This window comes from Lysinibacillus sp. NPDC096212, assembly GCF_044763105.1.
Taxonomy (GTDB): domain Bacteria; phylum Bacillota; class Bacilli; order Bacillales_A; family Planococcaceae; genus Lysinibacillus.
Genome location: NZ_JBIWFQ010000018.1, coordinates 59,763 through 83,789, shown reverse-complemented (window position 1 = coordinate 83,789; position 24,027 = coordinate 59,763). Strand labels below are relative to the sequence as shown.

Annotated in this window: 23 protein-coding genes and 1 riboswitch; of the genes, 16 read left to right on the top strand and 7 right to left on the bottom strand. The window is 36.4% G+C overall.

Annotated elements, in window-relative coordinates; translation table 11 throughout:
• Window positions 1-4 precede the first annotated feature (4 nt).
• From ACIQ7T_RS17405 to ACIQ7T_RS17385, 5 genes are all read left to right on the top strand, one after another.
• Window positions 5-784 carry a segregation/condensation protein A gene (locus ACIQ7T_RS17405; protein WP_402871998.1) on the top strand — a complete coding sequence of 260 codons (780 nt, stop codon included), beginning with the start codon at window positions 5-7 and terminating at the stop codon, window positions 782-784.
• A complete protein-coding gene (scpB, locus tag ACIQ7T_RS17400; protein ID WP_402871995.1) occupies window positions 756-1,349 on the top strand; it encodes an SMC-Scp complex subunit ScpB in 594 nt (197 codons plus the stop codon). The genes ACIQ7T_RS17405 and scpB overlap by 29 nt, the downstream gene beginning before the upstream one ends.
• A 91-nt stretch (window positions 1,350-1,440) precedes the next feature.
• On the top strand, window positions 1,441-2,511 hold the full coding sequence (locus ACIQ7T_RS17395) for a D-alanyl-D-alanine carboxypeptidase family protein (protein WP_402871992.1): 1,071 nt from the start codon (window positions 1,441-1,443) through the stop codon (window positions 2,509-2,511).
• Between the two features lie 172 nt (window positions 2,512-2,683).
• Window positions 2,684-3,271, top strand: coding sequence for an Asp23/Gls24 family envelope stress response protein (locus tag ACIQ7T_RS17390; RefSeq protein ID WP_402871989.1), 588 nt, complete (start codon window positions 2,684-2,686; stop codon window positions 3,269-3,271).
• 177 nt (window positions 3,272-3,448) lie between these two features.
• Window positions 3,449-3,529, top strand: a complete 81-nt coding sequence (locus ACIQ7T_RS17385; protein ID WP_402872076.1) for a hypothetical protein — start codon at window positions 3,449-3,451, stop codon at window positions 3,527-3,529.
• A gap of 59 nt (window positions 3,530-3,588) precedes the next feature.
• Here the strand turns inward: ACIQ7T_RS17385 and ACIQ7T_RS17380 are convergent, their stop codons facing one another.
• On the bottom strand, window positions 3,589-4,038 hold the full coding sequence (locus ACIQ7T_RS17380; protein ID WP_402871986.1) for a hypothetical protein: 450 nt from the start codon (window positions 4,036-4,038) through the stop codon (window positions 3,589-3,591).
• 196 nt (window positions 4,039-4,234) lie between these two features.
• Here ACIQ7T_RS17380 and ACIQ7T_RS17375 point away from each other — a divergent pair, with 196 nt between their 5' ends.
• The 10 genes from ACIQ7T_RS17375 to ACIQ7T_RS17330 all read left to right on the top strand — a co-directional run bounded on the left by ACIQ7T_RS17375 (window position 4,235) and on the right by ACIQ7T_RS17330 (window position 16,089).
• The gene (locus ACIQ7T_RS17375) at window positions 4,235-4,966 is read left to right on the top strand and encodes a pseudouridine synthase (protein WP_370075032.1); all 732 of its coding nucleotides are present in this window, start codon (window positions 4,235-4,237) and stop codon (window positions 4,964-4,966) included.
• A gap of 350 nt (window positions 4,967-5,316) precedes the next feature.
• On the top strand, window positions 5,317-5,850 hold the full coding sequence (resA, locus tag ACIQ7T_RS17370; protein WP_402871983.1) for a thiol-disulfide oxidoreductase ResA: 534 nt from the start codon (window positions 5,317-5,319) through the stop codon (window positions 5,848-5,850).
• A 13-nt stretch (window positions 5,851-5,863) separates the two neighbouring features.
• Entirely contained in the window at window positions 5,864-7,528 is a 1,665-nt protein-coding gene (resB, locus tag ACIQ7T_RS17365; RefSeq protein ID WP_402871980.1) for a cytochrome c biogenesis protein ResB, read from the top strand.
• Window positions 7,525-8,712 (top strand): c-type cytochrome biogenesis protein CcsB, encoded by a 1,188-nt coding sequence (gene ccsB / locus ACIQ7T_RS17360; protein WP_370075029.1) that lies wholly within the window; start codon window positions 7,525-7,527, stop codon window positions 8,710-8,712. The genes resB and ccsB overlap by 4 nt, the downstream gene beginning before the upstream one ends.
• A gap of 157 nt (window positions 8,713-8,869) precedes the next feature.
• Complete coding sequence (locus ACIQ7T_RS17355; RefSeq protein WP_049668637.1) at window positions 8,870-9,586, top strand: response regulator transcription factor; 717 nt, start codon at window positions 8,870-8,872, stop codon at window positions 9,584-9,586.
• Entirely contained in the window at window positions 9,579-11,354 is a 1,776-nt protein-coding gene (locus tag ACIQ7T_RS17350; protein ID WP_370075028.1) for an ATP-binding protein, read from the top strand. Before ACIQ7T_RS17355 ends, ACIQ7T_RS17350 begins: the two co-directional genes overlap by 8 nt.
• Before the next feature lie 83 nt (window positions 11,355-11,437).
• On the top strand, window positions 11,438-11,971 hold the full coding sequence (sigX, locus tag ACIQ7T_RS17345; RefSeq protein WP_370075027.1) for an RNA polymerase sigma factor SigX: 534 nt from the start codon (window positions 11,438-11,440) through the stop codon (window positions 11,969-11,971).
• Window positions 11,968-13,275, top strand: a complete 1,308-nt coding sequence (locus tag ACIQ7T_RS17340; RefSeq protein ID WP_402871977.1) for an RNA polymerase subunit sigma — start codon at window positions 11,968-11,970, stop codon at window positions 13,273-13,275. Before sigX ends, ACIQ7T_RS17340 begins: the two co-directional genes overlap by 4 nt.
• A gap of 294 nt (window positions 13,276-13,569) precedes the next feature.
• Window positions 13,570-13,768: riboswitch (FMN riboswitch) on the top strand.
• A 222-nt stretch (window positions 13,769-13,990) separates the two neighbouring features.
• Window positions 13,991-14,578 carry an ECF transporter S component gene (locus tag ACIQ7T_RS17335; protein WP_370075025.1) on the top strand — a complete coding sequence of 196 codons (588 nt, stop codon included), beginning with the start codon at window positions 13,991-13,993 and terminating at the stop codon, window positions 14,576-14,578.
• A gap of 164 nt (window positions 14,579-14,742) precedes the next feature.
• Entirely contained in the window at window positions 14,743-16,089 is a 1,347-nt protein-coding gene (locus ACIQ7T_RS17330) for a sodium-dependent transporter (RefSeq protein WP_370075024.1), read from the top strand.
• 68 nt (window positions 16,090-16,157) lie between these two features.
• Here ACIQ7T_RS17330 and ACIQ7T_RS17325 read toward each other — a convergent pair whose 3' ends face one another.
• The 4 genes from ACIQ7T_RS17325 to ACIQ7T_RS17310 are packed head-to-tail and all read right to left on the bottom strand — an operon-like array spanning window position 16,158 to window position 19,877.
• Complete coding sequence (locus ACIQ7T_RS17325) at window positions 16,158-16,544, bottom strand: STAS domain-containing protein (protein ID WP_402871973.1); 387 nt, start codon at window positions 16,542-16,544, stop codon at window positions 16,158-16,160.
• Between the two features lie 54 nt (window positions 16,545-16,598).
• Window positions 16,599-18,293: a methyl-accepting chemotaxis protein gene (locus ACIQ7T_RS17320; RefSeq protein WP_370075022.1), complete on the bottom strand. Its 1,695-nt coding sequence runs from the start codon at window positions 18,291-18,293 to the stop codon at window positions 16,599-16,601.
• Between the two features lie 27 nt (window positions 18,294-18,320).
• Complete coding sequence (locus ACIQ7T_RS17315) at window positions 18,321-18,743, bottom strand: ATP-binding protein (protein ID WP_370075021.1); 423 nt, start codon at window positions 18,741-18,743, stop codon at window positions 18,321-18,323.
• A gap of 3 nt (window positions 18,744-18,746) precedes the next feature.
• On the bottom strand, window positions 18,747-19,877 hold the full coding sequence (locus ACIQ7T_RS17310) for a SpoIIE family protein phosphatase (RefSeq protein WP_370075020.1): 1,131 nt from the start codon (window positions 19,875-19,877) through the stop codon (window positions 18,747-18,749).
• 458 nt (window positions 19,878-20,335) lie between these two features.
• Between ACIQ7T_RS17310 and glnA the strand changes: the two genes are divergently transcribed.
• On the top strand, window positions 20,336-21,670 hold the full coding sequence (glnA, locus tag ACIQ7T_RS17305; protein WP_402871968.1) for a type I glutamate--ammonia ligase: 1,335 nt from the start codon (window positions 20,336-20,338) through the stop codon (window positions 21,668-21,670).
• A gap of 113 nt (window positions 21,671-21,783) precedes the next feature.
• Here the strand turns inward: glnA and ACIQ7T_RS17300 are convergent, their stop codons facing one another.
• Together ACIQ7T_RS17300 and ACIQ7T_RS17295 are read right to left on the bottom strand one after the other, a co-directional pair.
• On the bottom strand, window positions 21,784-22,905 hold the full coding sequence (locus ACIQ7T_RS17300; RefSeq protein WP_402871965.1) for a TolB-like translocation protein: 1,122 nt from the start codon (window positions 22,903-22,905) through the stop codon (window positions 21,784-21,786).
• Window positions 22,906-22,999: 94 nt separating this feature from the next.
• The gene (locus tag ACIQ7T_RS17295; RefSeq protein ID WP_402871962.1) at window positions 23,000-23,818 is read right to left on the bottom strand and encodes an MBL fold metallo-hydrolase; all 819 of its coding nucleotides are present in this window, start codon (window positions 23,816-23,818) and stop codon (window positions 23,000-23,002) included.
• Window positions 23,819-24,027 lie beyond the last annotated feature (209 nt).

Sequence of the window (24,027 nt, the reverse complement as noted above, 5' to 3'; positions counted from 1 at the left end):
AACAATGTCTTATGAAGTAAAATTAGAAGCCTTTTCAGGGCCTCTTGATTTATTATTGCATTTAATTCACAGATTGGAAATTGATATTTATGATATCCCAATGGCTGAAATTACTCAACAATATATCGACCATATACATGCTATGCAGGTACTTGAGTTAAATGAGGCTAGTGAATATTTAGTGATGGCTGCAACATTATTGGCCATTAAAAGTCGTATGCTCCTGCCAATTCATGAAGGTGAGCTTGAAGATGCCGAATTAGAAGTCGACGGCCCAGACCCTCGTGAAGAACTGGTGCAACGTTTAATAGAGTATAAGAAATATAAAGAAGCAGCAAGTAGCCTGCAAGAGCTTGAAGCAGATCGTGCACAGGTATTTACACGGCCTCCAGCTGATTTATCAGAGTTAGCATCAGATGAGCAAATGGCGTTATTTGATTTGAACGTCAACATCTATGACATGCTTGGAGCCTTTCAAAAACTGATGCGTCGAAAAAAATTAAAGAAACCGCTAAAAACAACTGTAGCGAGACAAGAACGCTCAGTGAAAGATCAAATGCGTTCAGTTGTCGATTCATTACGAAATACAGGTGGACGTGCATCATTTTCCGAGCTTTTTCCCTATGAAGATAAGCCAACGCTTATTCTGACGTTTTTATCTATTCTTGAACTGATGAAACGTCAGGTCGTCATCGTAGAGCAAGACGGTAACTTTGAAGAATTAACAGTTACATTACAGAAGGAGGAATGGGATGATGAGGAAAACAATGATGCTGCAGAGTAGAATAGAAGCCTTATTATTTGTTGTTGGAGACGACGGCTTAACCATTAAACAATTGTCACAACTTTTAGGCGAACCGGAAGAGTTAGTTGTACAAACAATGGAAGTATTGAAAACAACATATGAAGAAGATTTAGCAAGAGGCGTTACTATAAAAGAAATGGCTGGAGTTTATCAGCTTATAACAAAATCTGATTTAGCAGATACCATTCAAAGATTAGTAGAAAATCCAACCGCTCAATCATTATCGCAAGCCTCACTTGAGGTATTGGCTATTGTGGCATACAAACAACCAATTACACGTGTAACAATTGAAGATTTACGTGGTGTGAAATGTGAAAGACCAATTCAAACGCTCGTTTCTAGAGGGTTGATTAAGGAAGTTGGTCGCTCGGAAGGGACAGGACGTGCAATCTTATATGGTACTACAAAAGAATTCTTAAACTACTTTGGATTAAATAGTATGGATGAAATGCCGCCTTTACCTGAAGAAGAGTTAGTTGAACAAGAGCAAGAAACAGATCTATTTATGACGAAATTCCAAGAAACTTTTAATGGAGTAAAGTAAATGAGCAAGGCATAATTGATTGGTATAATACTTAGCTTGAAACATAAATATAATCTATATTTTCCTATTACTTTTAATAAGGAGTGGCTCGTTGCTTCGGTTAGTACGTTTAATATTGTTCATGATAGTCGTGGTAATGTTAATTCTTCCAGAAACCAGTTTAGCACGGGGGGGTAGCGGATATGCTGTTTTAGATGGTGATACGGGCCGTGTTTTATTTGAATCAAATAGTGATGCACGGTTACCAATTGCTAGCTTAACAAAAATTTGGACAGCACTTGTTGCTATTGAAAATAGCAATCTTCAAGATGAAGTAGTTATTTCACCGAGGGCTGCAACGGCTGAGGGCTCGTCAATTTACTTGCAAGCAGGTGAAAAGGTTACGGTAGAAACACTGTTATATGGTTTGATGCTTCGCTCAGGAAATGACGCAGCAACAGCTTTAGCAGAGCATGCTGGTGGATCGGTAGAAGGGTTTGTCAAGTTAATGAATGAGCGGGCTGTTGTTGCTGGGCTCACAAATACAGTATTTATGAACCCGTCCGGTTTGCATCATGATGAGCACTTATCGTCAGCGAGAGATACTGCTGAAATGTTAAGGATTGCTCTCCAAAATAAAACTTTCAAGAAGATTGCCTCCACAGTTCTATATCGTGCCAATACTGAAAACGGGATGTTATGGGAAAATAAGCACCGTTTATTACGAGAAGGATCAGGGGTTGCCATCGAAATAGGGGATGAGACACAACAACCTGTTAATGCATTAAAATCAGCTAAAGGTTCAGCATTTGCCGGAAAAACAGGCTTTACAAAAGTAGCTGGTCGGACCCTTGCAACCGCCTTCCAAAAGGACGGGCAAACATGTATTGTCGTCACTTTGAATGAATCCGATGACTGGAATGTACATCGAGGTTTAGCCAATAAGGTTTGGCAAGATTACAGCCTTGAAACAGTGGTGAAAAAAGGTAAATATAAAGTCAATAAAAACCTCTCCATTCGTTTAGAGGAACCAATTCTTTTACAGTTAAATAAAGAAGAAAAAGAAAGTGTAAGGCAAGTTTTGCATGTCTCTAGAAAACGTAAGGAAGGTGTACTGTCCATCTTTCTAGGTGAAGAGCGTATCTATGCAGTGCCAGTAAAAGTTGAATCAGTGGATCGTTAAAAGCGATTCGCTGTTTTTTTATGGCCCGCATTTAGATAACGTTTGGGGCGACGCCAGTACCATTCGTGAATAAATTTAGAATTATTTAACAAACGATGAGCAATTTGGTAAAATTAATTAGAATAGTATTTAATTAGATTTTTGGAATATTAATAGAGGGGAGAAATTATTTATGACCACTGAATCAAGCAAGAAGCAATATCAAATAGGGGTAATAATAATTTTATTCTTGTCAAGCTTTATCGCTCCTTTTATTTTTTTATATCCTATTCAAGAATTGTTTTATCGACCAAAAGAATATTACTTTTTTGATCCTTTTTTTACAGCCTATATTGTATTAATGGTAGTATTATTCATGTTAGCAGTCATGTTATTAATCAATTTTTTAGTGACTCCTAAAACAAAAAAAAGGAAGAAAATTCAACGAGGAATCGTGGGGTCATCGTTTGTAATTGCTAGTGCATTGATATTTTTATGTATTAATAACTATCAATATATTGATACAAAAGGAATTCATATGAATCAATTTTTTAGTTTGCAAGAAGATTATACAAGCTGGGAAGATATTGTAAAGATTGAACAGACTATTGTGGAGAAAAATGGTGTCAGTTCACCGGAAAAATTGATTTTCACATTACAAGATGGTTCAATAATTGAACAATCTTTAACCGAAAAGTTATCAAGCACGAAGCAATTTATTAATAAAGAATTAAGTAACTATGGACTTAAAATCGAAAATAAATATAGTGGAAATGAGTAGTAATGAAAGGCTGCCGAAAATGGTGGCTTTTTTTGTTTTATAAGAAATTAAGAGCGCTCGCTATTTGATTAAAAATAATAAGAGGATTTGATTAAAATTGGATCATCACCAAAAGATGGGGATGACATTTGCTACGTAGATAAAGCTTGAAAGGTAGATGTCGATAAAATTCAGAAGTTGGTAGATAAAACTCAAAAGTTGGTGGATAAAATTCAGAAGTTGGTAGATAAAACTCAAAAGTTGGTAGATAAAACTTAAAAGTTGGTAGATAAAACTTAAAAGTTAGGTGATAAAACGTAAAAGTGTTCCGATAAAATTCAAAAGTTGGAAGCCATTTTGTTAAAACGTATTCCACGTATATAAATTGATCTTCGTTCCGGTTGGTTGACTCCTTGGGGATTAACGTCGCAGATGAGACACTGCCGCAAAGCGGGGAGAGGAACGAAGACTAAAATAGTCACGTCTTGTGACAACGCCTTCGTGACCAACCTGCTGCTGCTGTCGCTTCGCTTTCGCGCAATAAAACCTGCTGCTGCTGTCGCTTCGCTTTCGCGCAATAAAACCTGCTGCTGCTGTCGCTTCGCTTTCGCGCAATAAAACCTGCTGCTGCTGTCGCTTCGCTTCCGCGCAAAAAAACAATCTGCTACTGCTGCCGCTTCGCTTTCGCGCAATAAAATATCTGTTGCCCCGACGCCCCAAAGAAAGCGCCCAGTCGGAACGGAAATTAACCCCACACTATGGTGATAATCCTTAATATTTAAGTACAAATTATCCAGAAACTAGTTGATAAAAACTATTTCAAATCATTTAATTATTTATGCATAATTAGTTTTTCTTTAATAATGTATAAAAGTATGACATAATTTTCACAGATTAGCGGGAAAAATAACCTTATTCATAATGTGCGAATGAGGTTTAATGCTTGGTATCAAACCAAGGTGAAAGAAAATTAGAGGTGAAAGAATGGAAAGATTACAAAAGGTCATTGCGTATGCGGGTGTGGCGTCTAGACGTAAGGCAGAACAATTGATTGTAGAAGGTAAAGTTAAAGTGAACGGAGTCGTAGTGCGTGAGTTAGGTACGAAAGTTTCCAACTCAGATACGATTGAAGTAGAAGGCGTGAAGCTTGAGAAAGAGGATAAGGTTTATTATTTACTATACAAACCACGTGGAACGATTTCAGCTGTAACAGACGACAAAGGACGCAAAACTGTCACAGATTTGTTTAAGCATATCCCGCAACGAATTTTCCCAGTTGGCCGTCTCGACTATGATACATCTGGTTTATTGCTATTAACAAATGATGGTGAATTTTCTTATATGCTGACGCATCCAAAGTTTAAAATCGATAAAACATATATTGCCCGTGTTAAAGGTGTTCCAACGATTGAAGGCTTAAAAAAGCTGCAACGAGGAATTAAGTTAGAAGATGGCAAAACAGCTCCTGCAATGGTTAGTATGACTTCATTTGATGAAAAAGCAGGTAAGGCAATCTGTGAAATTACGATCCACGAAGGGCGAAATCGTCAAGTGCGTCGCATGTTCGAGGCGATCGGTACTCCAGTAGTTAAACTAAAACGTGAACGCTTTGCCTTTTTAGATTTATTCGGACTAACTCCGGGGGAATATCGTGAATTAACAAAGCATGAAGTGAAGCAATTGCGTGTGTTAGCGGAGACAGGAAAAATCGGATAAATAAGCATTTTCTATGAGAAAGTGATACTTCTATGTGTAATAGCAATGTATTCACTTTCTTATTAGTGAAATCGTTCATAAATCATTCATAATTATTAGCTAAGCGTTTCTGTTTCATTTTGCTATAATAGGTGAGAATAGCTAACCTAGATTAGTTGCATCTTGATGAAATCGTTTCCACGGTTTGCAAGGTGGTGTTTGACGCACAAGTTCATAATGAATGTAAAATTTGACAAACATGTCAATGCTGTAAATTAGACAGTGTAATCTATACATATGAATGTTTGTATGAAAAGCTTAGCGTCAGTTGTAGTTACTTTAAGCCGTAAATTGATAGGGGGTTTATTAACTTGGAGAAAAAGAAAAAACGTCTCGTCATTCGTACCATTATTTTGGCAGTCTTAGTCTTAGCAATTGGTTACACGGTATACGGAACAGCAACAAAGGATAAAGTAGAGTTAATAGCAGTGGGCTCTAAAGCACCAGACTTCACGTTAGTAGATTTAAACGGTGAGAAACATAAGCTGTCTGATTATAAAGGGCAGGGAGTGTTTTTGAACTTCTGGGGAACTTTTTGTCCGCCGTGTGAGAGGGAAATGCCTGCAATAAACCGTCAGTATCAAGCCTTTAAAGACCAGGGTGTACAAACATTGTCGGTCAATATCGCGGAAACAGATTTTGAAGTACAGAATTTTGTCGATAGACACAAATTAACGTTCCCAGTAGTTATTGACAAAACGAAAAGCGTTAGTACTACCTACAATGTAGGTAGTTTACCTGCAACTCTCCTTATTGATCCAGATGGTAAAGTAGTCAAAATTATTACTGGTGAAATAGCGGAGGGAAAAATTGCTTCGTACATGGAATTAGTGAAGCCAAAATAAGGAGTAAATGACTATGGAAAACATTATTTGTGCTTGTGGTCATAGTAACCCATATGGCACGAAGCTTTGTGAGAAATGTGGTCGTCCTTTAACTGAGGAAGGTAAACAAACAAAAGTTGTTGATATGCGCTATGACGGAATGGCGATTCGCTCAAAAACGTATAACGCAACAATAGTTGATAAAATTTGGAATTTCTTCTCGAATGTAAAAGTCGGGATTGCTCTTATTATTATAACGTTAGTCGCAGCGTCAATTGGAACAATACTACCGCAAGAGATGTATGTTAATGCCCCTGAACCTAGTAAAGCGGAGTATTATGAGAAAGTGTATGGTTGGTTGGGCAAATTCTATAATAATTTAGGACTTTCTAATTTGTATAGCACTTGGTGGTTCCAAATTTTAGTGGGTATGCTTGCGATATCTATTATTGTTGCGAGTTTAGACCGTGGTTTACCATTACACAAGTCTCTAAAAAATCAACGCGTTAAACGTCATGAAAGTTTCATGAAGCGTCAACGTATCGTTGCGGAAGGACAAGTGCCAAACCCTGATGAAACGCTAGATAAAGTTGAGCAAAAAATGACTGAATTAAAATATCGTGTTCGTCGTGATGGAAGCGCATTGCTAGCAGAGCGCGGCCGTTTTGCTCGATATGGCCCATACATAAATCATGTCGGTCTCATTATCTTTTTAGCAGGTGTTATGTTGCGCCTAGTACCTGGTTTTTATGTGGATGAGACGATTTGGATCCGTGAAGGTGAGACACGAGCTATACCAGGTATGGACGGCTATTTTATTAAAAATAATAAATTTATTTTGGAAACCCATGACGATAAACCTCAGGATGAGCAATCTAACCAAGGTGTCAATGCTATGGCGAAGAACTATCAAACAGACATCACATTATACAAACAACCTGACGGAGCTCTTCCTGGAGATACAGATAATCTTAAAAAATTGAGAGATTACTCTATTCGTGTCAATCATCCGTTAAAAGAAAACAGTTTTGCACTGTATCAAATGAATTATCGCCTCGACGAATTGAGACAGATGAATTTTAATTTAGTGAATAAAGCAACAGAAGAAGATTCACTAGGTCAAATTGAAATTGATTTAACGAATCCTAAAAAAGAATATGATTTAGGAAATGGTTCCTCAGTAAAGATTCTTGTGTATACACCAGATTTTTCTGGTTTTAAAGATGGTGAACCACAAACAAAAACATCAATACCAAATAACCCAGCATTTATATTTAAAATGATAACACCAGAAACTCCAAAAGGTGAAGTAAGCTTTGTAGAAATCAGGAAGCCGCCATTTGAACCACTTGGTGAAAACAAATATAGAATGAAATTCGTAGGAGCAGAGACGCGTAATTCATCAAACTTTACAATTCGTAAGGATAGTACGATACCATTGTTATTTGTCGGCGGTATTATTTTCATGATTGGTGTAGTAATTGGCTCGTATTGGAACCACCGACGTTTATGGTTACAGGTGGAGCCTGATGGTCGAGTGTTGATGGCTGCCCATGTGAATAAAAATATGTTCAGTATGAAAAAGGATTTAGATACAGTCACTACATTTGCTGGTCTACCAACATATGAAGATCAGTTAGATAAGTCAGAAGATGTCAAGAAATCCACAAAGAAAAAGGAAGGTGACAACACCTTATGAGTTTGATTGACATAAGTAGAAACCTATTATTTGTAGCATTCATAGCCTACCTAGTTGCAACTTTATTATTTGGTGGTTCGATAAAGCAATCGAATGCTACAGGAAAAAATACCGAAAAATGGGGTAAAGCGGCAATTGCTGTCACTATTGTAGGTCTACTTTCGCAGCTTGGTTATTTTGTCACTCGTTGGATTTATGCAGGGCATGCACCTGTTAGTAATATGTTTGAATTTACGACTGCGTTTGGGATGTTCATTGTTGGGGCATTCGTTTTGATTTATTTTATTTATCGCGTGACGGCTCTAGGCTTAGTAGCATTACCTGTGGCGTTATTAATAATTGCCTATGCAGCAATGTTCCCGAAAGAGGTAACTCCTTTAATGCCGTCTTTACAAAGTTACTGGTTAACAATTCATGTTATTACAGCTGCTTTGGGGCAATCACTTTTAGCAATTAGTGCGGTAGCAGGACTAATTTATTTATTAAAAGTAGTTAATTTAAAGAAACCTTCTAAACAACGTTTCTGGTTAGAAGCGGTAATGTTCTTCCTTGTAGTAGTCGTTGGTTTCGTAATTGCTACATCCGTTTTTAGTTTGATGGGTTACGATTCAACATATACTTATGTTGATAAAGAGGGTAATGGACGTCAAATTGAATACAAAATGCCGCCACTATTTGGTATGAATGAATATAAGGCGGTTGAAGAACATGGCATGTCTCCGTTAGTAGAAATGCCTCCGCTCATTAATGCGAAGAAATTAACATCAGTTGTGTGGTCATTATTAGTAGGGTCTGTTTTATATTTATTGATTCGATTAATTGCACGACGTCGAATTAGTGCGATTTTCCAACCTTTTGTCAAACGAGTAAATTTACAATTAGTTGATGAAATTGGTTATCGTTCAGTAATAATCGGCTTCCCAGTATTTACGTTAGGTGCTTTAATCTTTGCAATGATTTGGGCACAACTTTCGTGGAGTCGTTTCTGGGGATGGGATCCGAAGGAAGTATGGGCACTTATTACATGGTTATTCTATGCAGCATTCCTACACTTACGTTTATCGAAAGGCTGGGAAGGTGAAAAATCTGCATGGTTAGCATTAATTGGTTTTGGAATTATCTTATTCAACTTAATTGCTGTTAACTTGATTCTTGCAGGTTTACACTCATACGCATCAGCATAGACTAAGTTGATTTTGAGCATATATGATATTTTTACGTCGCTAGTATTGGAAAGAAGAGCCTTCTTGCTGTGGCAAGAAGGCTTTCTTTTCTTTTCAATAAGTGCTGTACCATGTACAATAGAAGGTAGAGAAAGATTAGAAGAGAGGGATCGTGAAAGTGTCAGAAAATATTTCAGTATTAGTAGTAGATGACGAGGATCGTATTCGACGCTTATTAAAAATGTATTTAGAGCGAGAAGGGTACCTTGTTGACGAGGCAGAAAATGGTGAACAAGCGATCGAAAAATCTTTGGAAAAAGAGTATCACTGTATTTTATTAGATATTATGATGCCTGAAAAAGACGGGCTTGAAGTTTGTGCGGAAATCCGTGAACGTGCAGCAACACCAATTATTTTATTAACTGCAAAAGGCGAGGAAGCGAATCGCGTACAAGGCTTTGAGCTTGGAGCAGATGATTATATTGTAAAACCATTTAGTCCTCGTGAGGTTGTGTTACGTGTGAAGGCTATATTACGCCGTTCACAAGCATTCTCACCTTCGACAAATGCTTCTTCTTCAAAAGATTTAGTTGTGTTCCAACATTTAATGATTGATCATGATGCGCACCGTGTAACAGCAGAGGGTATTGAAGTAAATTTAACGCCTAAAGAGTATGAATTGCTTTATTTCCTAGCTAAATCACCAGACAAAGTATTTGACCGTGAACAATTACTAAAAGAAGTTTGGCATTATGATTTCTTTGGCGACTTACGTACAGTTGACACACATGTAAAACGTTTACGCGAGAAGCTCAACCGTGTATCTGAAAACGCTGCAAAAATGATTGTTACTGTATGGGGCGTTGGTTACAAATTTGAGGTTGTCAATGAATAGAATATGGAACAGTGTTGTCGGGAAGCTATGGGTAACCATATTGCTTCTCGTTTCATTTGTATTGTTTGTTTTCACGGTTTTAATGCTTGAATTTCTTCAGAATTACCATATGCAACAAGCAGAAAGCTCCTTGCGTCAAACTGCAGCAACAGTTGCCAGTATAGTAGATGATAATGAAACAGCAGAATCGACTTCGGAATTATTAAAAGATATTTTACCTGAAAGTACAAATGCACTTATTGCTATTAACCATGATAGAATTTCTTTCGCTATGCAGGAAGGTGTCAATAAAAAAGAAATACAGGATATGATTTTAGCCAATAAATCGTTCCAAGAAGTTTTTCAATCAGATAAACCGATTATTAAGGAAATGATGATGCCGTCTTCTACAGACAAAGAAAAGTTGGAATCGTATGTTGTGCTTGGTTTCCCGCTAAATGTGGAAAATGCTGTACACGGGGCTGTCTTTATTTATCAAAGTCCGGATGCGCTGCATAAAACATCGAAAGAGACGACGAAAATTGTCTTTTTATCTGCTTTCATTGCCTTTGTGCTGACGACATTTTTTGCGTTTTTCCTTTCATCACGTATTACGTCACCATTACGTAAAATGCGTGAGCTGGCATTTGAAATTTCTAAAGGGAATTTTGAAGCGAAGATGCCGACTACACAAAATGATGAAATTGGCCAGCTTGCAGTTGCCTTCAATCAAATGGGCCGTCAATTGAAACACAATCTAGAAGTGATCAATCAAGAAAATGAACAGCTTTCCAATATATTAACATCGATGACAGACGCAGTTATTACGTTTAATCGTGATCGTACAATATTATTAAGTAATCCGCCAGCGGACCGTTTAATGCAAACATGGTTTGTTAATAAGGGATCACAAAGTGCGAAGCCAATTCCGCCAGAGCTTTATCATATGCTCGATCATGTACTGATGTTTGAGGATAAGCTTGAAGAAGAAATTGAGATGGATGGAAGTTACTATACGTTTACGATTAGCCCTCTTTATAGTGAGGAATCGATACGTGGAGCGGTTGCGGTTATTCGTGATATGACAGAGCAGCATCGTTTAGAAAAACTGCGTTCAGACTTTATTGCCAATGTGTCTCATGAGCTACGAACGCCAATTTCGATGCTCCAAGGCTATTCAGAGGCTCTAATGGATGATGATTTTATTCAAGATCAAGAAGAACGTAATGAAATTACAAAAATTATTTATGATGAATCGAAACGTATGGGACGTCTAGTAACAGATTTATTAGACCTTGCGCGTATGGAATCGGGGCATATGACGCTTTACAAAGATGAGCTCCCGATTAATTCAACATTTGAACGTATTACTCAAAAATTTGCACAGGTGGCAAAAGAGAAACATGTTCGTCTAATATTTGACAGTGAATTTAATGACGAAGCTTCGATTAGTATAGATGAGGATCGAATTGAACAGGTTTTAACAAATTTAGTTGATAATGCTCTTCGTCATACTGATGAAGGGTCTGTAACAGTGAAGGTTGAGCAGGAACCAACCTTTGCCAAGGTTTCTGTTCAGGATACAGGGCATGGTATTCCGCAAGAGGACTTACCATATGTCTTTGAACGTTTCTATAAAGCAGATAAGGCACGTACACGTTCTAAAGGCGGAACTGGCCTAGGTTTAGCTATAGCTAGAAATATTGTCAAGGCACATTCAGGCAATATTATGGTAGATAGTGTGCTGAAAGAGGGGACTACCTTCACGTTTTATTTACCTTTTGATTAATACTATTAAAGAGTGGTATTAATTGGATGTAACTTCTGTGGACATTTAGACGACAAATATAAATAGAACGGGGGTGGAGTGCTTTGAATGACTCCGTGTTCCATCGGTTATACGATGCATATCATCAAGACGTGTTCCAGTTTCTTATTTATTTAGTAAAAAACCGTACACTTGCTGAGGATTTAGCGCATGAGGTTTATGTTCGTGTATTGCGCTCATATGATCAGTTCGCAGGAAATAGCAGTGAAAAGACTTGGCTTTTTGCTATTGCTAAAAATGTCGCTATTGATCATTTTAGAAAGCAGGCTGTACGTCAAAAACATTCACTTGATTTTTTTGATTGGGAAACGGAACAGCTACATTCAACCACACCATCACCGGAGGACGTATTGCAGGCCAGTGATGAATTTATGCAGGTGCAAGTAGCACTCGAACACTGTACAGGTGACCAAAAAATGGTCATTATTATGCGCTACTTTCAAGACTTATCGATTGCAGAAACTGCACAAATACTAGATTGGACAGAAGCGAAGGTAAAAACCACTCAGCATCGTGCCATTAAATTTTTACGGCAACAGCTACAACAGGTTAGAGAACAGGAGGCGAAACGGCAATGACACATAACCAATTTGATGATGATCAACTTGAGCATCTATTAAATAATGCCCCTAAGCTTTCTGACCGCCGTTCAAAAGAAGAAATATTAAATCGATTATTGACAGATGCTCGCTTGCAGGATAATGTCCATCTTCAAGAAGCTATACAACAACCAATAGATGATGAAATAACATCGCAAGAGCAACAACACAGTATTCCTACGCAACAAGAAAGTACCGAGACTGCAACAACAAAGAAGAAAGTTCGTAAATGGCCAATCTTTATGAGTGTTGCAGCAGTTTTCGCTTTAACAGTAATTACAGGCTCTATGTTCATGAATCATAATGATGCAAAATTAGACCAGGCTAATGCTCCTGAAACCTCTCAATATTCAACATCGCAGGATAGTCGAGCAGCGAAAAGCTTTGTCAACCAGGATAAGATTATGGAATCCAACAACATAGTAGCAAAACATTCAAGGATTATGTCTCTACGATCATCTGTTTATGAGGAAGATTTAACAGAAGCAGTAGTGTTTCATATTGGTTTGGCAAATCGTGATAAGAAAAGCGTACCGATGACGTATATCATTCCAAATGAACGAGTTGCCACTGATTTTCCGAAGAAAAAGCCTACAACATTACAAATGTATGAAAAGTATGCGCCGCAAATTGATGAGAAAGCAAATGGTTTTACTAACTATCATCCATATAAAGGAGAATTGAAGGAGAAGGGCGATAAACTAGTTCATGTATTGCCGGAGAAAAATGATTATGATGTTGCTTCAGCAGATACTAATGAATATTTAGAGACTTTACAGGATACATTCTCAGATTCAGAGTATAAAGATATTGAGTTTGAAAATCCTGATGGTACAGCCTACAAATTTTCCAAGGAAGAAGAGCCAAGTAATCCTAAGGCATTAACAAGCTCAAATCATTTTAATTATTATTTATATAAAGATGAAAATGGAGCTGAATATTTATCACCCGATTCTCGTAAGACTTTTCCCACTGTAACAGAAGCGCTTACCGATATGCGAAATAAAAATGATGATGTATACGTTTCAGTTGTACCAGAAAATATAGCATACACTGTAAAAGAAGTAGCAGAAGGCGTTATTGTTACATTTGATGAGCCGCTTGATTTAACGACCATGGATACTGTTCGTGCAACTCAACTGATAGAAGCTATGATGCTCACTGCTGCAAGCTTTGATCAACAAATACGTTTAGACAATGTTGTACAGGAAACCTGGGAAGGATTTGATTTAAAAAAATTCTTGCCAAAGCCTGTAGGAGCCAATAAACGATATATGCCATAAACAGCCTAACAACAAATAGACGAACAGAACATAAATAAATTTTTGGAGCATTCTCGCCACTATATGTGCGTGAATGCTCTTGTCATTTAACTTAGCAATTATTTTCAGTAGCGAAAGCGAAGCGTCACCTACGAAGTCTCTCGCCTCTATAGGTGATGAGATGAATAAGGATTTAAGCTACTTTTCACGAGTATTTATTAAAGCATACAAGTTTAATCGGATTTTTTTAAAGCAAAGCTATTTACTTTTCTCTAATAATTCATTATAGTAAGGCTATGAAATAAAAAAATAATGATTCATCTTCGGGGCAGGGTGAAAATCCCGACCGGCGGTAATAGAGTTGTAAATCGCTAATGTTTCCTTTAAGACATATTAGCTCGCATGATTTACTAAAGGCTCTTCAGCCCGCGACCTGTGCAAATAATTTTTTTGCATGGCTGACTTGGTGCAATTCCAAGGCCGACAGTTAAAGTCTGGATGGGAGAAGATGGAGGTGCGATCGTCATTCATTGTTATGAATTTAGCTATGTACGAGCGTTTTTTCGATGTGGTTTCACACAGCGTATGCTCAGAAAATAGTTAATTAATGGCGTTTTTTAATCATGCCTATTCTCCCTTATGCTCTTTTGCATAAGGGTTTTTTCATGATAATAATTGATTAGGTCGTAACCTTTCTTCTTGCGAGATTGAATCAGCAAAGAGGAGAGAGTTTTCTATGAAGAAAAATGTTAAACTTCAATCGTATATTACGATTGGTATGCTGAGCAGTATTTCGTTTTTATTAATGCTTTTTAATTTCCCGATTCCGCCATTTCCAATGTTTTTGGAAGTGGACTTCAGTGATATGCCAGCATTACTAGCAGCAATCACTATGGGACCTGTAGCGGGGATTTTAGTAGAATTATTTAAAAATGTGTTGGACTGGGTTTTCTCAGGCACGCCAACGGGAGTACCGGTAGGACATATCGCGAACTTTGCAACAGGTATTTTATTTATTTTACCAGTGAGCTTTGTTTTTAATCGCTCCAAAACAGTTAAGGGCCTTATCGGAGGTTTAGCTGCTGGAACAATTGTAATGGCAGTAGGAATGAGCATCCTTAACTATGCAGTATTTTTACCTATGTACACTTACTTTTTAGGTATGGAGCCTGTTGTAGGTGATTCACTATATAAAATGATCGTAGCTGGTATTTTGCCATTTAACATTGTGAAAGGTATTTTAATTACTATCATCATGGCATTACTATTCACAACAATGCGTAAATGGATTGATCATCAGCGTTCTATGTATTTAACAAAATAATTAGGATGAGACCTCGAGCTGTTAAGCGTTCGAGGTTTTTTATGTAGAATGGTTGAGGTGTTGGATAATATTACGCAAAAGTAACATATAGAATTAATGTAGTCGACTGTATTATTTTATTGTAGAATAAGGAAGAGTTGAGTAAGTTAGAGGAGTTTGAAGAGATGAGTGAAAAAAAGAGTCAGTGGTCTAGTAAACTAGGCTTTATTTTAGCATCGGCTGGAGCTGCAATCGGACTGGGGGCAATTTGGAAGCTTCCATATGTTACTGGACAAAGTGGCGGGGGAGCATTTTTCCTGATTTTTGTGCTATTTACATTGTTGATTGGTTTACCGATGTTATTATCAGAATATATTTTAGGTCGTGGTACACAGTCTGAGGCTGTGACTGCCTATAAAAAAATTGCACCTACTAAAACAGGTTGGGCTTGGGTTGGTCGTATGGGTGTGCTCGGCTGTTTTTTATTATTAAGTTTTTATAGTGTTGTAGGAGGTTGGATTTTTATATATAGTGGCCTTGGTGTGACTGGGGCTGTTATTGATCCTTCCGTGGATCCTAGTGAACTATTTGCAAAGATTGTAGGAACACCTTGGATTACATTGCTAGGTTTAGGGCTGTTTACGCTAGTAAATGTATTAGTCATTTCACTTGGCGTGCAAAATGGTATAGAGAAGGCCAATAAGTGGATGATGCCTTTATTATTCATTATGTTTATTGTGCTTGTTGTGAGGGCTTTAACATTAGATGGAGCAATGGAAGGGGTTAAATTCTTCTTGTGGCCTGACTTTTCTAATATAACTGGAAAGGCTATATTGGAAGCGTTAGGGCAGTCCTTCTTTGGCTTAGCAGTAGGATTTTCTTGTCTTGTGACGTACAGCTCCTATTTAAAGAAAGATGTGAGCTTACCTAATTCCGCAGGCTCTGTTGTTCTTCTCACTGTGCTTGTATCGTTTTTAGCAGGATTAGCCATTTTCCCTGTTGTATTTGCTTTTGATTTAGAACCGGCATCTGGACCAGGCTTATTATTTACGGTTCTGCCAACAGCATTTAGTCAAATGCCATTTGGTGAAATATTCTTAGCGATGTTTTTATTATTATTTTTATTCGCAACGCTAACTTCTTCCTTCAGTTTATATGAAATTATCGTAGCGGCATTTATGGAGAAGGGACGTATGTCTCGTTCTGCATTGACGATGCTACTAGGTGTAGTAGTCTTTATTGCAGCGATTCCTGCAGCACTTTCATCAAGTACATTAGCTGATGTATCAATTTTTGGAAAAACAATTTTTGATGCAACTGACTTTTTAGTTTCTAATTTAATGCTTCCGTTGGGTAACTTATTGATTGCTATCTTTATTGCGTATGTAGTTGATAAAGAATTTGTGAAGAAGGAATTATTAATAGGAAGTCAAATGGGCCAGGGGTTCTATTCAGCGTATCGACTGCTGATGTTAATAGTAGTACCTTTTGTCATTATCGTTGTGTTTGTAAATATGCTTTTACAGTATTAAAAAGAGTAGGTTGCATTCCGTTTAATAGGAATGCAACTTACTTTTATGTTTGGGGGACAACGATAGGGTTAGTATTCGCTAAGTGATAGTTCACCTAACCAGCCTTCTTTAATGATCTGTCTTGCTCGCTCTTCGCTTTTAGTAATAGGGAATACTTTATCGACTTGTGAAATAGCAAACAAATTGCGAATGAAATCATCGACAACAATAATGGCGATTTTCTTTTCTTTTACAGATACTTTCTTTGCGAAATTGACAATCATGCCAAAGCCGGTACTATCGATGTTTGTAACCTTTTGCATATCGATAATATATCCATGCTTTGTTTCCAAGCTTAACGATTGAAGCTCAATTTTAATCTCTTCAATCGACCCATATTCTAAATCGCCAGTAAACGCAATCAAAATATAATCAGACTTTGTGTCAATAACCATCGCAATTTTCTTCTGATCCATACTATAGCGCCTCCATTTTCTTTTTCATGTAAGGAAATTCTAATTCTATAGAAGTTAAAACTTGAATTTATTGACTTCGTTTTGTAATTTATCGGCAATCGATGCTAATTCGTCTGAACTTTGTGTAATTTCTGCCACAGTTGCATATTGTTCTTCCGATGTTGCGGCAATTTCCTCTGTTGCTGCAGCGGAGTCTTCAATGATACGGGAAATATCTTGAATGGCTTGTTGAACCCCTAAGGAGTTGTTGTTTACATTCGTAAATGCAGCCTTCATCTGCTCAACGCCGTTTTCTGTTTCTTCGACCTTTTCAACGATTTCTTTTAATGCAGTTCCTCCTTTATTGATAATTGTTACTTGCTCCTCTACTGCTAGTAGATTACTTTCCATCGTGCGAACTGTCACAGAGGTTTCAGCCTGAATATCTTTAATGAGATTTGTAATTTGTCCTGATGCTAAACTTGATTGTTCAGCTAACTGGCGTACCTCTGATGCAACGACGGCAAAGCCTTTTCCTTGCTCACCTGCTCGTGCTGCTTCGATGGCTGCATTGAGGGCGAGTAGATTTGTTTGATCCGCAATACCCGTAATAACAGTAATAATGCCGCCAATTTCTTCAGAGCGTTTACCGAGTTTTTGGATAGAATCTGTTGCGTAAGACACTGTTTGTGTGACATCGCTTAAATGTTTTATAGCTTCATTGATCGCCTCTTCACCTTGGCGTGCAAAATGGGTCGATTCTATAGCGCTATTTAACGTATTCTCGGCTTTTTGTAAACTGGTCGATACTTCTTCAATTGTTTTTTGCATCATAGACACTATTTGTTCAGCTTGATCAGATTGAGTCGTAGTACCGACTGCAATTTCATTCATCGTAAGTGCGATTTGGTTAGAAGCCTCACTTGTTTGATGTGATGATTCTGCTAATGAATGCGATGAGTTAGCTATTTGATTGGCGCTACCAGCTACGATTGTCATCGTTTCCGTTAATCGATTCTTCATATCACTAAAAGCATTTGCTAAAACAGCAATCTCATCTTTACCTTTTGGGTTTAATAATTTTACATTTAAATTTAAATCTGCTAAATCTTTGGCATTTGTACTTAAAATATTAATGGGTGTGATGATTTGTCGCTGTAAAAACCAACTAATCCCAACAATCATTAAAATGGCAATTCCTAAGGAGACCGCTACATTTTCAAGTGCAGACTTTGTAGCAATACTTATATATGGAGCGGTAGGTACAGCTGTTGCCCATACGCCAATAACATCTCCTTGGCTATTTAAAATTGGGTCATAGGCTCCTTGATGCATACTCCCCAAGACATTTGCTGATCCGATAAAACGTTTTTTTTCTCCTAATACAACTTTCGCAACTTCATCAGAAACCTTTGTATTTAATGCACGTTCTCCATTCTCGACTATATTTGTACTAATGCGAGTATCGTTTTGGAAGATTGAGACGACATTTCCGTTTGTTAGCTCTCCGACTTTATCAGCTACCTCAAAATTGTCTACTATTTTGACGTCACCTTTATACAATTGATTATTTTTAATGGACCATTCTCCAGGGAATTTAGCATCTAAATATTCATAGCTCAATTGAATATCTGATAAAAGCTTTGTATTTGCGCTTTCTAAAAGATTATTTTTGGCAACATAAAAATTTATTCCTGCTAAAAGTGTAGTGAGTAGCAAAATACACCCGAATATTAACAGGCTCATTTTTTTTCGGATTGACAGCTTCATGAAAATTCCTCCAATTTTACGTTAACTTTATACATGAATCTTTTTTGAAATACCAACTAAAAATTTCGTTTCAGAAATATTTTCAAACCAAATATGGTCGACCATATTTTTAACGAAAAATAAACCTCGCCCACGATCTGAATAATCCAGTTCGTTTAAATCAAATTGTAGAGCCTTATCCCAATCCTTTTCAGCGATTCCTTTCGCTTCATCAGTAACTGTTATTTTTATTTCTTTATTAGAATGAGATACGTGTACTTGAATAGCCTTTTCGGAATATGGATCATTTTTCTTAACAGCTTCCACAGCATTAATAACTAATTCATGTACGACAAATCGTAATTCTCTTTTAAAAGGTAAATTATATACATTTGTATAATTCTCTATAACTTGATCTACATAAGCTATAGCTTGTGTATCAGGATTTACATTGAGTATGAATTCCATCATCAATCACCGACCCTGTAATGTAATTGTTATTGAAACTACTGTTATATCATCGTTGTAATAATTATCGGATAAATCGTATTTTTGGGAAAATTTCTCCAAGGCATAGCCATTATCGTGTGATGCATAGGAATGGAAAAAATCCATATCAACAACTTGTTGATCATTGATTGTCAATAATCCATCCGTATAAAGTATTATGCGATGCCATCCGGATAAAGGTATCCTTTTTTTATTAATAGGAATGGTCGGGAATAGCCCTAATATAGGTGTATTTGCTGGGAGGAACACCGTCTCGCCGTATTTTCCAAATAAGAAACCAGATGGATGAGCCGCATTAACATAGTGTACAGTTCCGTTTTTCGTATCAATGAGTATGTAGATAGCTGTCATTAAAAAACGGTCCATATCTTCATCAGAAAATAACTCGTAAATTTGGCGGTTAAGTTCTCGAATTACTAAAACTGGATCAATTAATTTCGTAATTATTCCCTTTAACAAAGATCTAATGGACATTGTAACGAGTGATGCGGCAATGCCATGTCCCATTGCGTCGTAAAGAAGAATGGCAGTTAAGTGTTCATTAATCTTAAACCAGCAGTACATGTCACCTCCTAGTGTGTTGGATGTAACATAAAGTCCATCGATCTGAATATGCTCAAGATTCAATGGAGGAGATAGTGCATTTTTTTGAAATTTCTTCGCGACAATTAAATCTTTTTGAATCATACTTTCTTGCTGCTTTCGTAGCTTGGTTTCCTTCTGATATTTAAGGGCCACCTGAATCCGGGTTTTAAACTGAGTGAAATCAAATGGTTTTAAAATAAAGTCGAAAATCCCAGCTTCAAAAACCCTATCAATTGTAATGCTTTTTTCGTAAGTAGTAGAAAGGAGGATAGGGGCATCGATCCAGTTTTTTAGTTCGTCAATTTGTTGACAAATGTTCTCGCAATTTTTAAGTGTCATTTTTGCATCGAGAATAATTATTTCTAGCTCTTCTTTCAAAGAATCTGATAAATAATTCATTGCTGCGTCAGTTGTTGTAAAGCAATGAATATTTTTGATGTCGATACGATGAAAATATTTTTGCAGACGTAATACATCATTACTTACGCTGCCAATAATTAATACTGACATGCTTCTTACATTCACCGCCTTATGTATCTTTAACAGAAGATATAACCCCGGACGCAATTGCGCCAAGGTAAAATGGATATGATAATTTCCGACTATTATATATACGCCCTATTTACTTATCTGATGAATAAAATAGAAATTCTAATTTGCTATAAATTTACCAATAAATATGACATTATACAAGACTAATGTGATATAAAATATGGAAATAAAGTTCTTGCTTCAAGCAACAAAGTCAAAAACTTTTTAGTTAAACTACCGTATGATGAGTCTAAAGACTTAAATGATAAGTAGGAAGGGGAGGGGGGCTCTATCCATCTGAAAAAAAGATTAATATATTCGATAAAATGCATGTAATAAAACCTTACATAGATATTGTGTTTTACATCCTTTTAATGTATTTTAAAAACAGTTACAAAAGAATCGTGTTAATTAAAATTACATTGGAGTGGTGAAAAATGAAACGTTATACAAAAGAAGATATTAAATGTCGTGTTGAGGAAGAAAATGTTAAATTTATTCGCCTACAATTTACTGATATATTAGGAACAATAAAAAACGTTGAAGTACCGGTTAGCCAATTAGAAAAAGCATTGGACAATAAAATGATGTTCGATGGTTCATCAATTGAAGGTTTTGTACGCATTGAGGAATCAGATATGTACTTGAGCCCTGACCGTGATACTTTTGTAATTTTTCCTTGGACGGCTGAAAAAGGTAAAGTGGCTCGTTTTATCTGTGATGTTGTTAGACCAGATGGTACACCATTTGAAGGTGACCCACGCTCCAATCTGAAGAGGGTTTTAAAGGAGATGGAGGAATTAGGTTTTAGCTCATTTAATTTAGGGCCAGAGCCAGAATTTTTCTTATTTAAGTTAGATGAAAAGGGGCATCCAACACTTGAGTTAAATGATAGTGGCGGGTACTTCGACTTAGCCCCAACTGACTTAGGGGAAAACTGTCGGCGTGATATCGTATTAGAGTTAGAAGAAATGGGCTTTGAAATTGAGGCGTCACACCATGAGGTTGCACCTGGTCAACATGAAATTGACTTTAAATATGCAAGTGCGATCGAAGCATGTGACAATATTCAAACGTTTAAACTTGTTGTAAAAACGATAGCTGCACAGCATGGGCTGCATGCAACCTTTATGCCAAAGCCACTATTTGGTGTTAACGGTTCTGGCATGCATTTCAACTTATCATTATTTGAAGGGGATAAAAATGCGTTTTATGATGAACGTGCAGAATTGCAATTAAGCCAAACAGCGCGTAGCTTTATGGCAGGGATACTAAAACATGTCCACGGCTTTACAGCTATAACAAACCCACTTGTTAATTCCTATAAACGATTAGTGCCGGGTTATGAGGCTCCTTGCTATGTAGCATGGTCTGCACAAAACCGATCACCACTTATTCGAATTCCAGCTTCACGAGGACTATCAACACGTATCGAGCTGCGTTCTGTCGATCCAGCAGCCAACCCTTATTTAGCGATGGCCGTTATTTTAGCATCTGGACTCGATGGCATTCGGAAAGATCTCACACCACCGGATGCTGTAGATTGCAATATTTATAAAATGTCACGAGCAGAACGTGAATTGAACAGTATCGACAACCTCCCGTCGTCATTGGAATACGCACTCCTTGAACTAGAAATGGATCATACCGTACGTGAAGCACTTGGAGATCATATCTTTGAAAAATTCACGGTTGCTAAAGAAATAGAATGGAATAAATACCGCACACGTGTCCATAACTGGGAGCGGGAAGAATATTTGAAAATGTATTAGAAGGGGAGTGTTGGGGCTTTAGGGCTTCGACACTTTTTTGATCTAAAATGCAAGGAAATGAGTGTCAAAAAGAAGGCTATCCCTATTTTTCATTGATAGAGATAGCCATTTTTTTAGTTAGTTAGCTCACTTTGGATAATTAATTTGCTTTTACGTTTTTCATATGAAAGGTCCTGGTTAATAATATAGATATTATTATCAGCAGAAAGCCTATAAAAGTTAGGAGTTTCTAATTCCTTGTTTAATTCCCCATCTTCAACTAGTAAATTATTCTTTACCTTAAATTTTCTCATACCTTCATCGTTATAAGAAAAAAACACTTGATTATTAAAATCTGTATAATGGGAATTTACAGTTACCACATCCGAAAGAACGACTTGGGTATGTTTATTAGAAATATTATAAAAAAGAAGCTTTTGGTCATCGGTTGAAGATTCACTAGGATCATTAAAGGTTAGATAAATAAATTGGTTGCCATTTAGCAAACTTGCCCAACCAATGAATTCATAGTTAGTTTTTATTTCTTCTATTTCTTTACTTTTCACATCGTATAAATACAGATAACCATAATTATTTTTTTTATCAGTAAATAATATTTTTCCATCCTTCGAAGATAAATGCATATTCATAAATGTATAAGTATTTAAATCAAATATACTTTCGGTATCATTTGTTTTTAGATTCTTTAGCATAACTTCCGCTTTTTCAACTTTTCTATCCGATTTAATCCAAGCTGCATAGTCCCCAATTAGGACAGGGAAGTCATTAAAAACATCTTCTTCATTTTCTTTTGTCAACGGTTGAATTTCTTTCGTCTTTAAATTCATAAAATATGGGTTCAACTGCCATCCACTTTCGTCGGCATCTACCCATACTAACCAATTTTCATTTAATTCTAGACCTTGCATCGATGGCAATTCAAATTTGCTATTAAATATAGTTTTGTATTTCTGAGTCATTCGATCATATTGAACGACTTTATTATCTAGAGCATTTGGACTCTTATGATCTACACTCATAAAAATCGAGCTAGAATTACCTCTAAACGAAGTTATGCTAGTAAAAGGTAAGTCTACTGTTTTATTAAAATCTTTATCAATTATTTGATAATAATTTGAACTTTGAGGTTTAATTATAGATCTATTTGACAGTGCACCATTATAAACGGCTTTAAAAACAATGAATAGGAATATAGCTGCACACGATAGTATTATTGTTCGCTCTATTATTTTCAAGTGAATCTCTCCATTTAGGCTAAGAATATAATATTTATATTAATGAAATGGTGAAATTTGAATTTCTTTTTGGTAGGTGATTTTGTAATATCTACTAAAGCTCAATAATCTCCCCAGTTTTAAAAGATTGTAATTTTTCTTTTAAAACAGTTTTGAGAATGCTAAATCCTTTTTCTCCAGTACAGTGGCAAGAATAAATACAGTCAATCTTCATTTCATTTAATGTATTGCCAATGGAGATAACTTCTTCTTTTGGCTTTCCTAAAGTGTTAACTATAGGCAGACCAATTAAATGAAATCCCCCAATAATTGCGTTGATATTCTTATTTGGAAACTTTTTAGTTATAGTTTTAGTTATGTTTACAATTCCATGATGACTACAACCGCTAAATAATACTAACCCATTTTCGCTTTCAATCACTAACACGATTTCGTGATTAAAATCGTCTAACTTCTTCTTATCCCCTTTATAAAGATTTTTCGTATATTCATTTGTAGGATCTAAAGAAATTATATGAATTCCCTTTGTAATTTCTATATCATCATCAACAAACTTCATACGATTATCGAAATTTTCTATAGTAACTTTTGCTCCTACATTATGATAATAGGGTCCAATTTTTAGCCAATGAGATTCTAATGCATTCGAAGACAAATAAATGGGAGCATGTTTATTTACTTCATCCAAATACCTTAATCCTCCAATATGATCAGAATGTCCATGCGAAATAATTACTGCATTCGCTTTGTTTAAATCGATACCTAAAGCTTGTGCATTTTTGATATAGGAGTGATCCGGGCCTAAATCAAAAATTATGTTCATTTGTTCAGTTTCTATATACAATGATAAACCATGCTTTGCTGTTAAATTTTTATCTGATTTCGAATTTTCGAGGATAGCAGTAATTTTCATGAAAAAACCTACTTCTAATGAATGCTGGACATTTTAATCTAGTATATTGTTTTAAACTCTTTATGTATTTTAAATGGGGAATATTCAGTACTTAGATTACACTTTACCATATAAATGGTTAATTACCTGTTTTTATCAATGAAAAAGGGGGATAAGGTGCTTTACTACGAAAATAATTTGTTGTGACAAATACTTCCTGTTAATCTATG

Coding starts and splice junctions, on each gene's coding strand:
- ACIQ7T_RS17335 (WP_370075025.1), top strand. CDS start 13,991: ATGAAGAAAAATGTTAAACTTCAATCGTATATTACGATTGGTATGCTG.
- ACIQ7T_RS17375 (WP_370075032.1), top strand. CDS start 4,235: ATGGAAAGATTACAAAAGGTCATTGCGTATGCGGGTGTGGCGTCTAGA.
- glnA (WP_402871968.1), top strand. CDS start 20,336: ATGAAACGTTATACAAAAGAAGATATTAAATGTCGTGTTGAGGAAGAA.
- ACIQ7T_RS17325 (WP_402871973.1), bottom strand. CDS start 16,544: ATGGATCAGAAGAAAATTGCGATGGTTATTGACACAAAGTCTGATTAT.
- ACIQ7T_RS17350 (WP_370075028.1), top strand. CDS start 9,579: ATGAATAGAATATGGAACAGTGTTGTCGGGAAGCTATGGGTAACCATA.
- scpB (WP_402871995.1), top strand. CDS start 756: ATGAGGAAAACAATGATGCTGCAGAGTAGAATAGAAGCCTTATTATTT.
- ACIQ7T_RS17320 (WP_370075022.1), bottom strand. CDS start 18,293: ATGAAGCTGTCAATCCGAAAAAAAATGAGCCTGTTAATATTCGGGTGT.
- ACIQ7T_RS17340 (WP_402871977.1), top strand. CDS start 11,968: ATGACACATAACCAATTTGATGATGATCAACTTGAGCATCTATTAAAT.
- resB (WP_402871980.1), top strand. CDS start 5,864: ATGGAAAACATTATTTGTGCTTGTGGTCATAGTAACCCATATGGCACG.
- ACIQ7T_RS17295 (WP_402871962.1), bottom strand. CDS start 23,818: ATGAAAATTACTGCTATCCTCGAAAATTCGAAATCAGATAAAAATTTA.
- ACIQ7T_RS17310 (WP_370075020.1), bottom strand. CDS start 19,877: ATGTCAGTATTAATTATTGGCAGCGTAAGTAATGATGTATTACGTCTG.
- ACIQ7T_RS17315 (WP_370075021.1), bottom strand. CDS start 18,743: ATGATGGAATTCATACTCAATGTAAATCCTGATACACAAGCTATAGCT.
- ACIQ7T_RS17405 (WP_402871998.1), top strand. CDS start 5: ATGTCTTATGAAGTAAAATTAGAAGCCTTTTCAGGGCCTCTTGATTTA.
- ACIQ7T_RS17330 (WP_370075024.1), top strand. CDS start 14,743: ATGAGTGAAAAAAAGAGTCAGTGGTCTAGTAAACTAGGCTTTATTTTA.
- ACIQ7T_RS17390 (WP_402871989.1), top strand. CDS start 2,684: ATGACCACTGAATCAAGCAAGAAGCAATATCAAATAGGGGTAATAATA.
- ccsB (WP_370075029.1), top strand. CDS start 7,525: ATGAGTTTGATTGACATAAGTAGAAACCTATTATTTGTAGCATTCATA.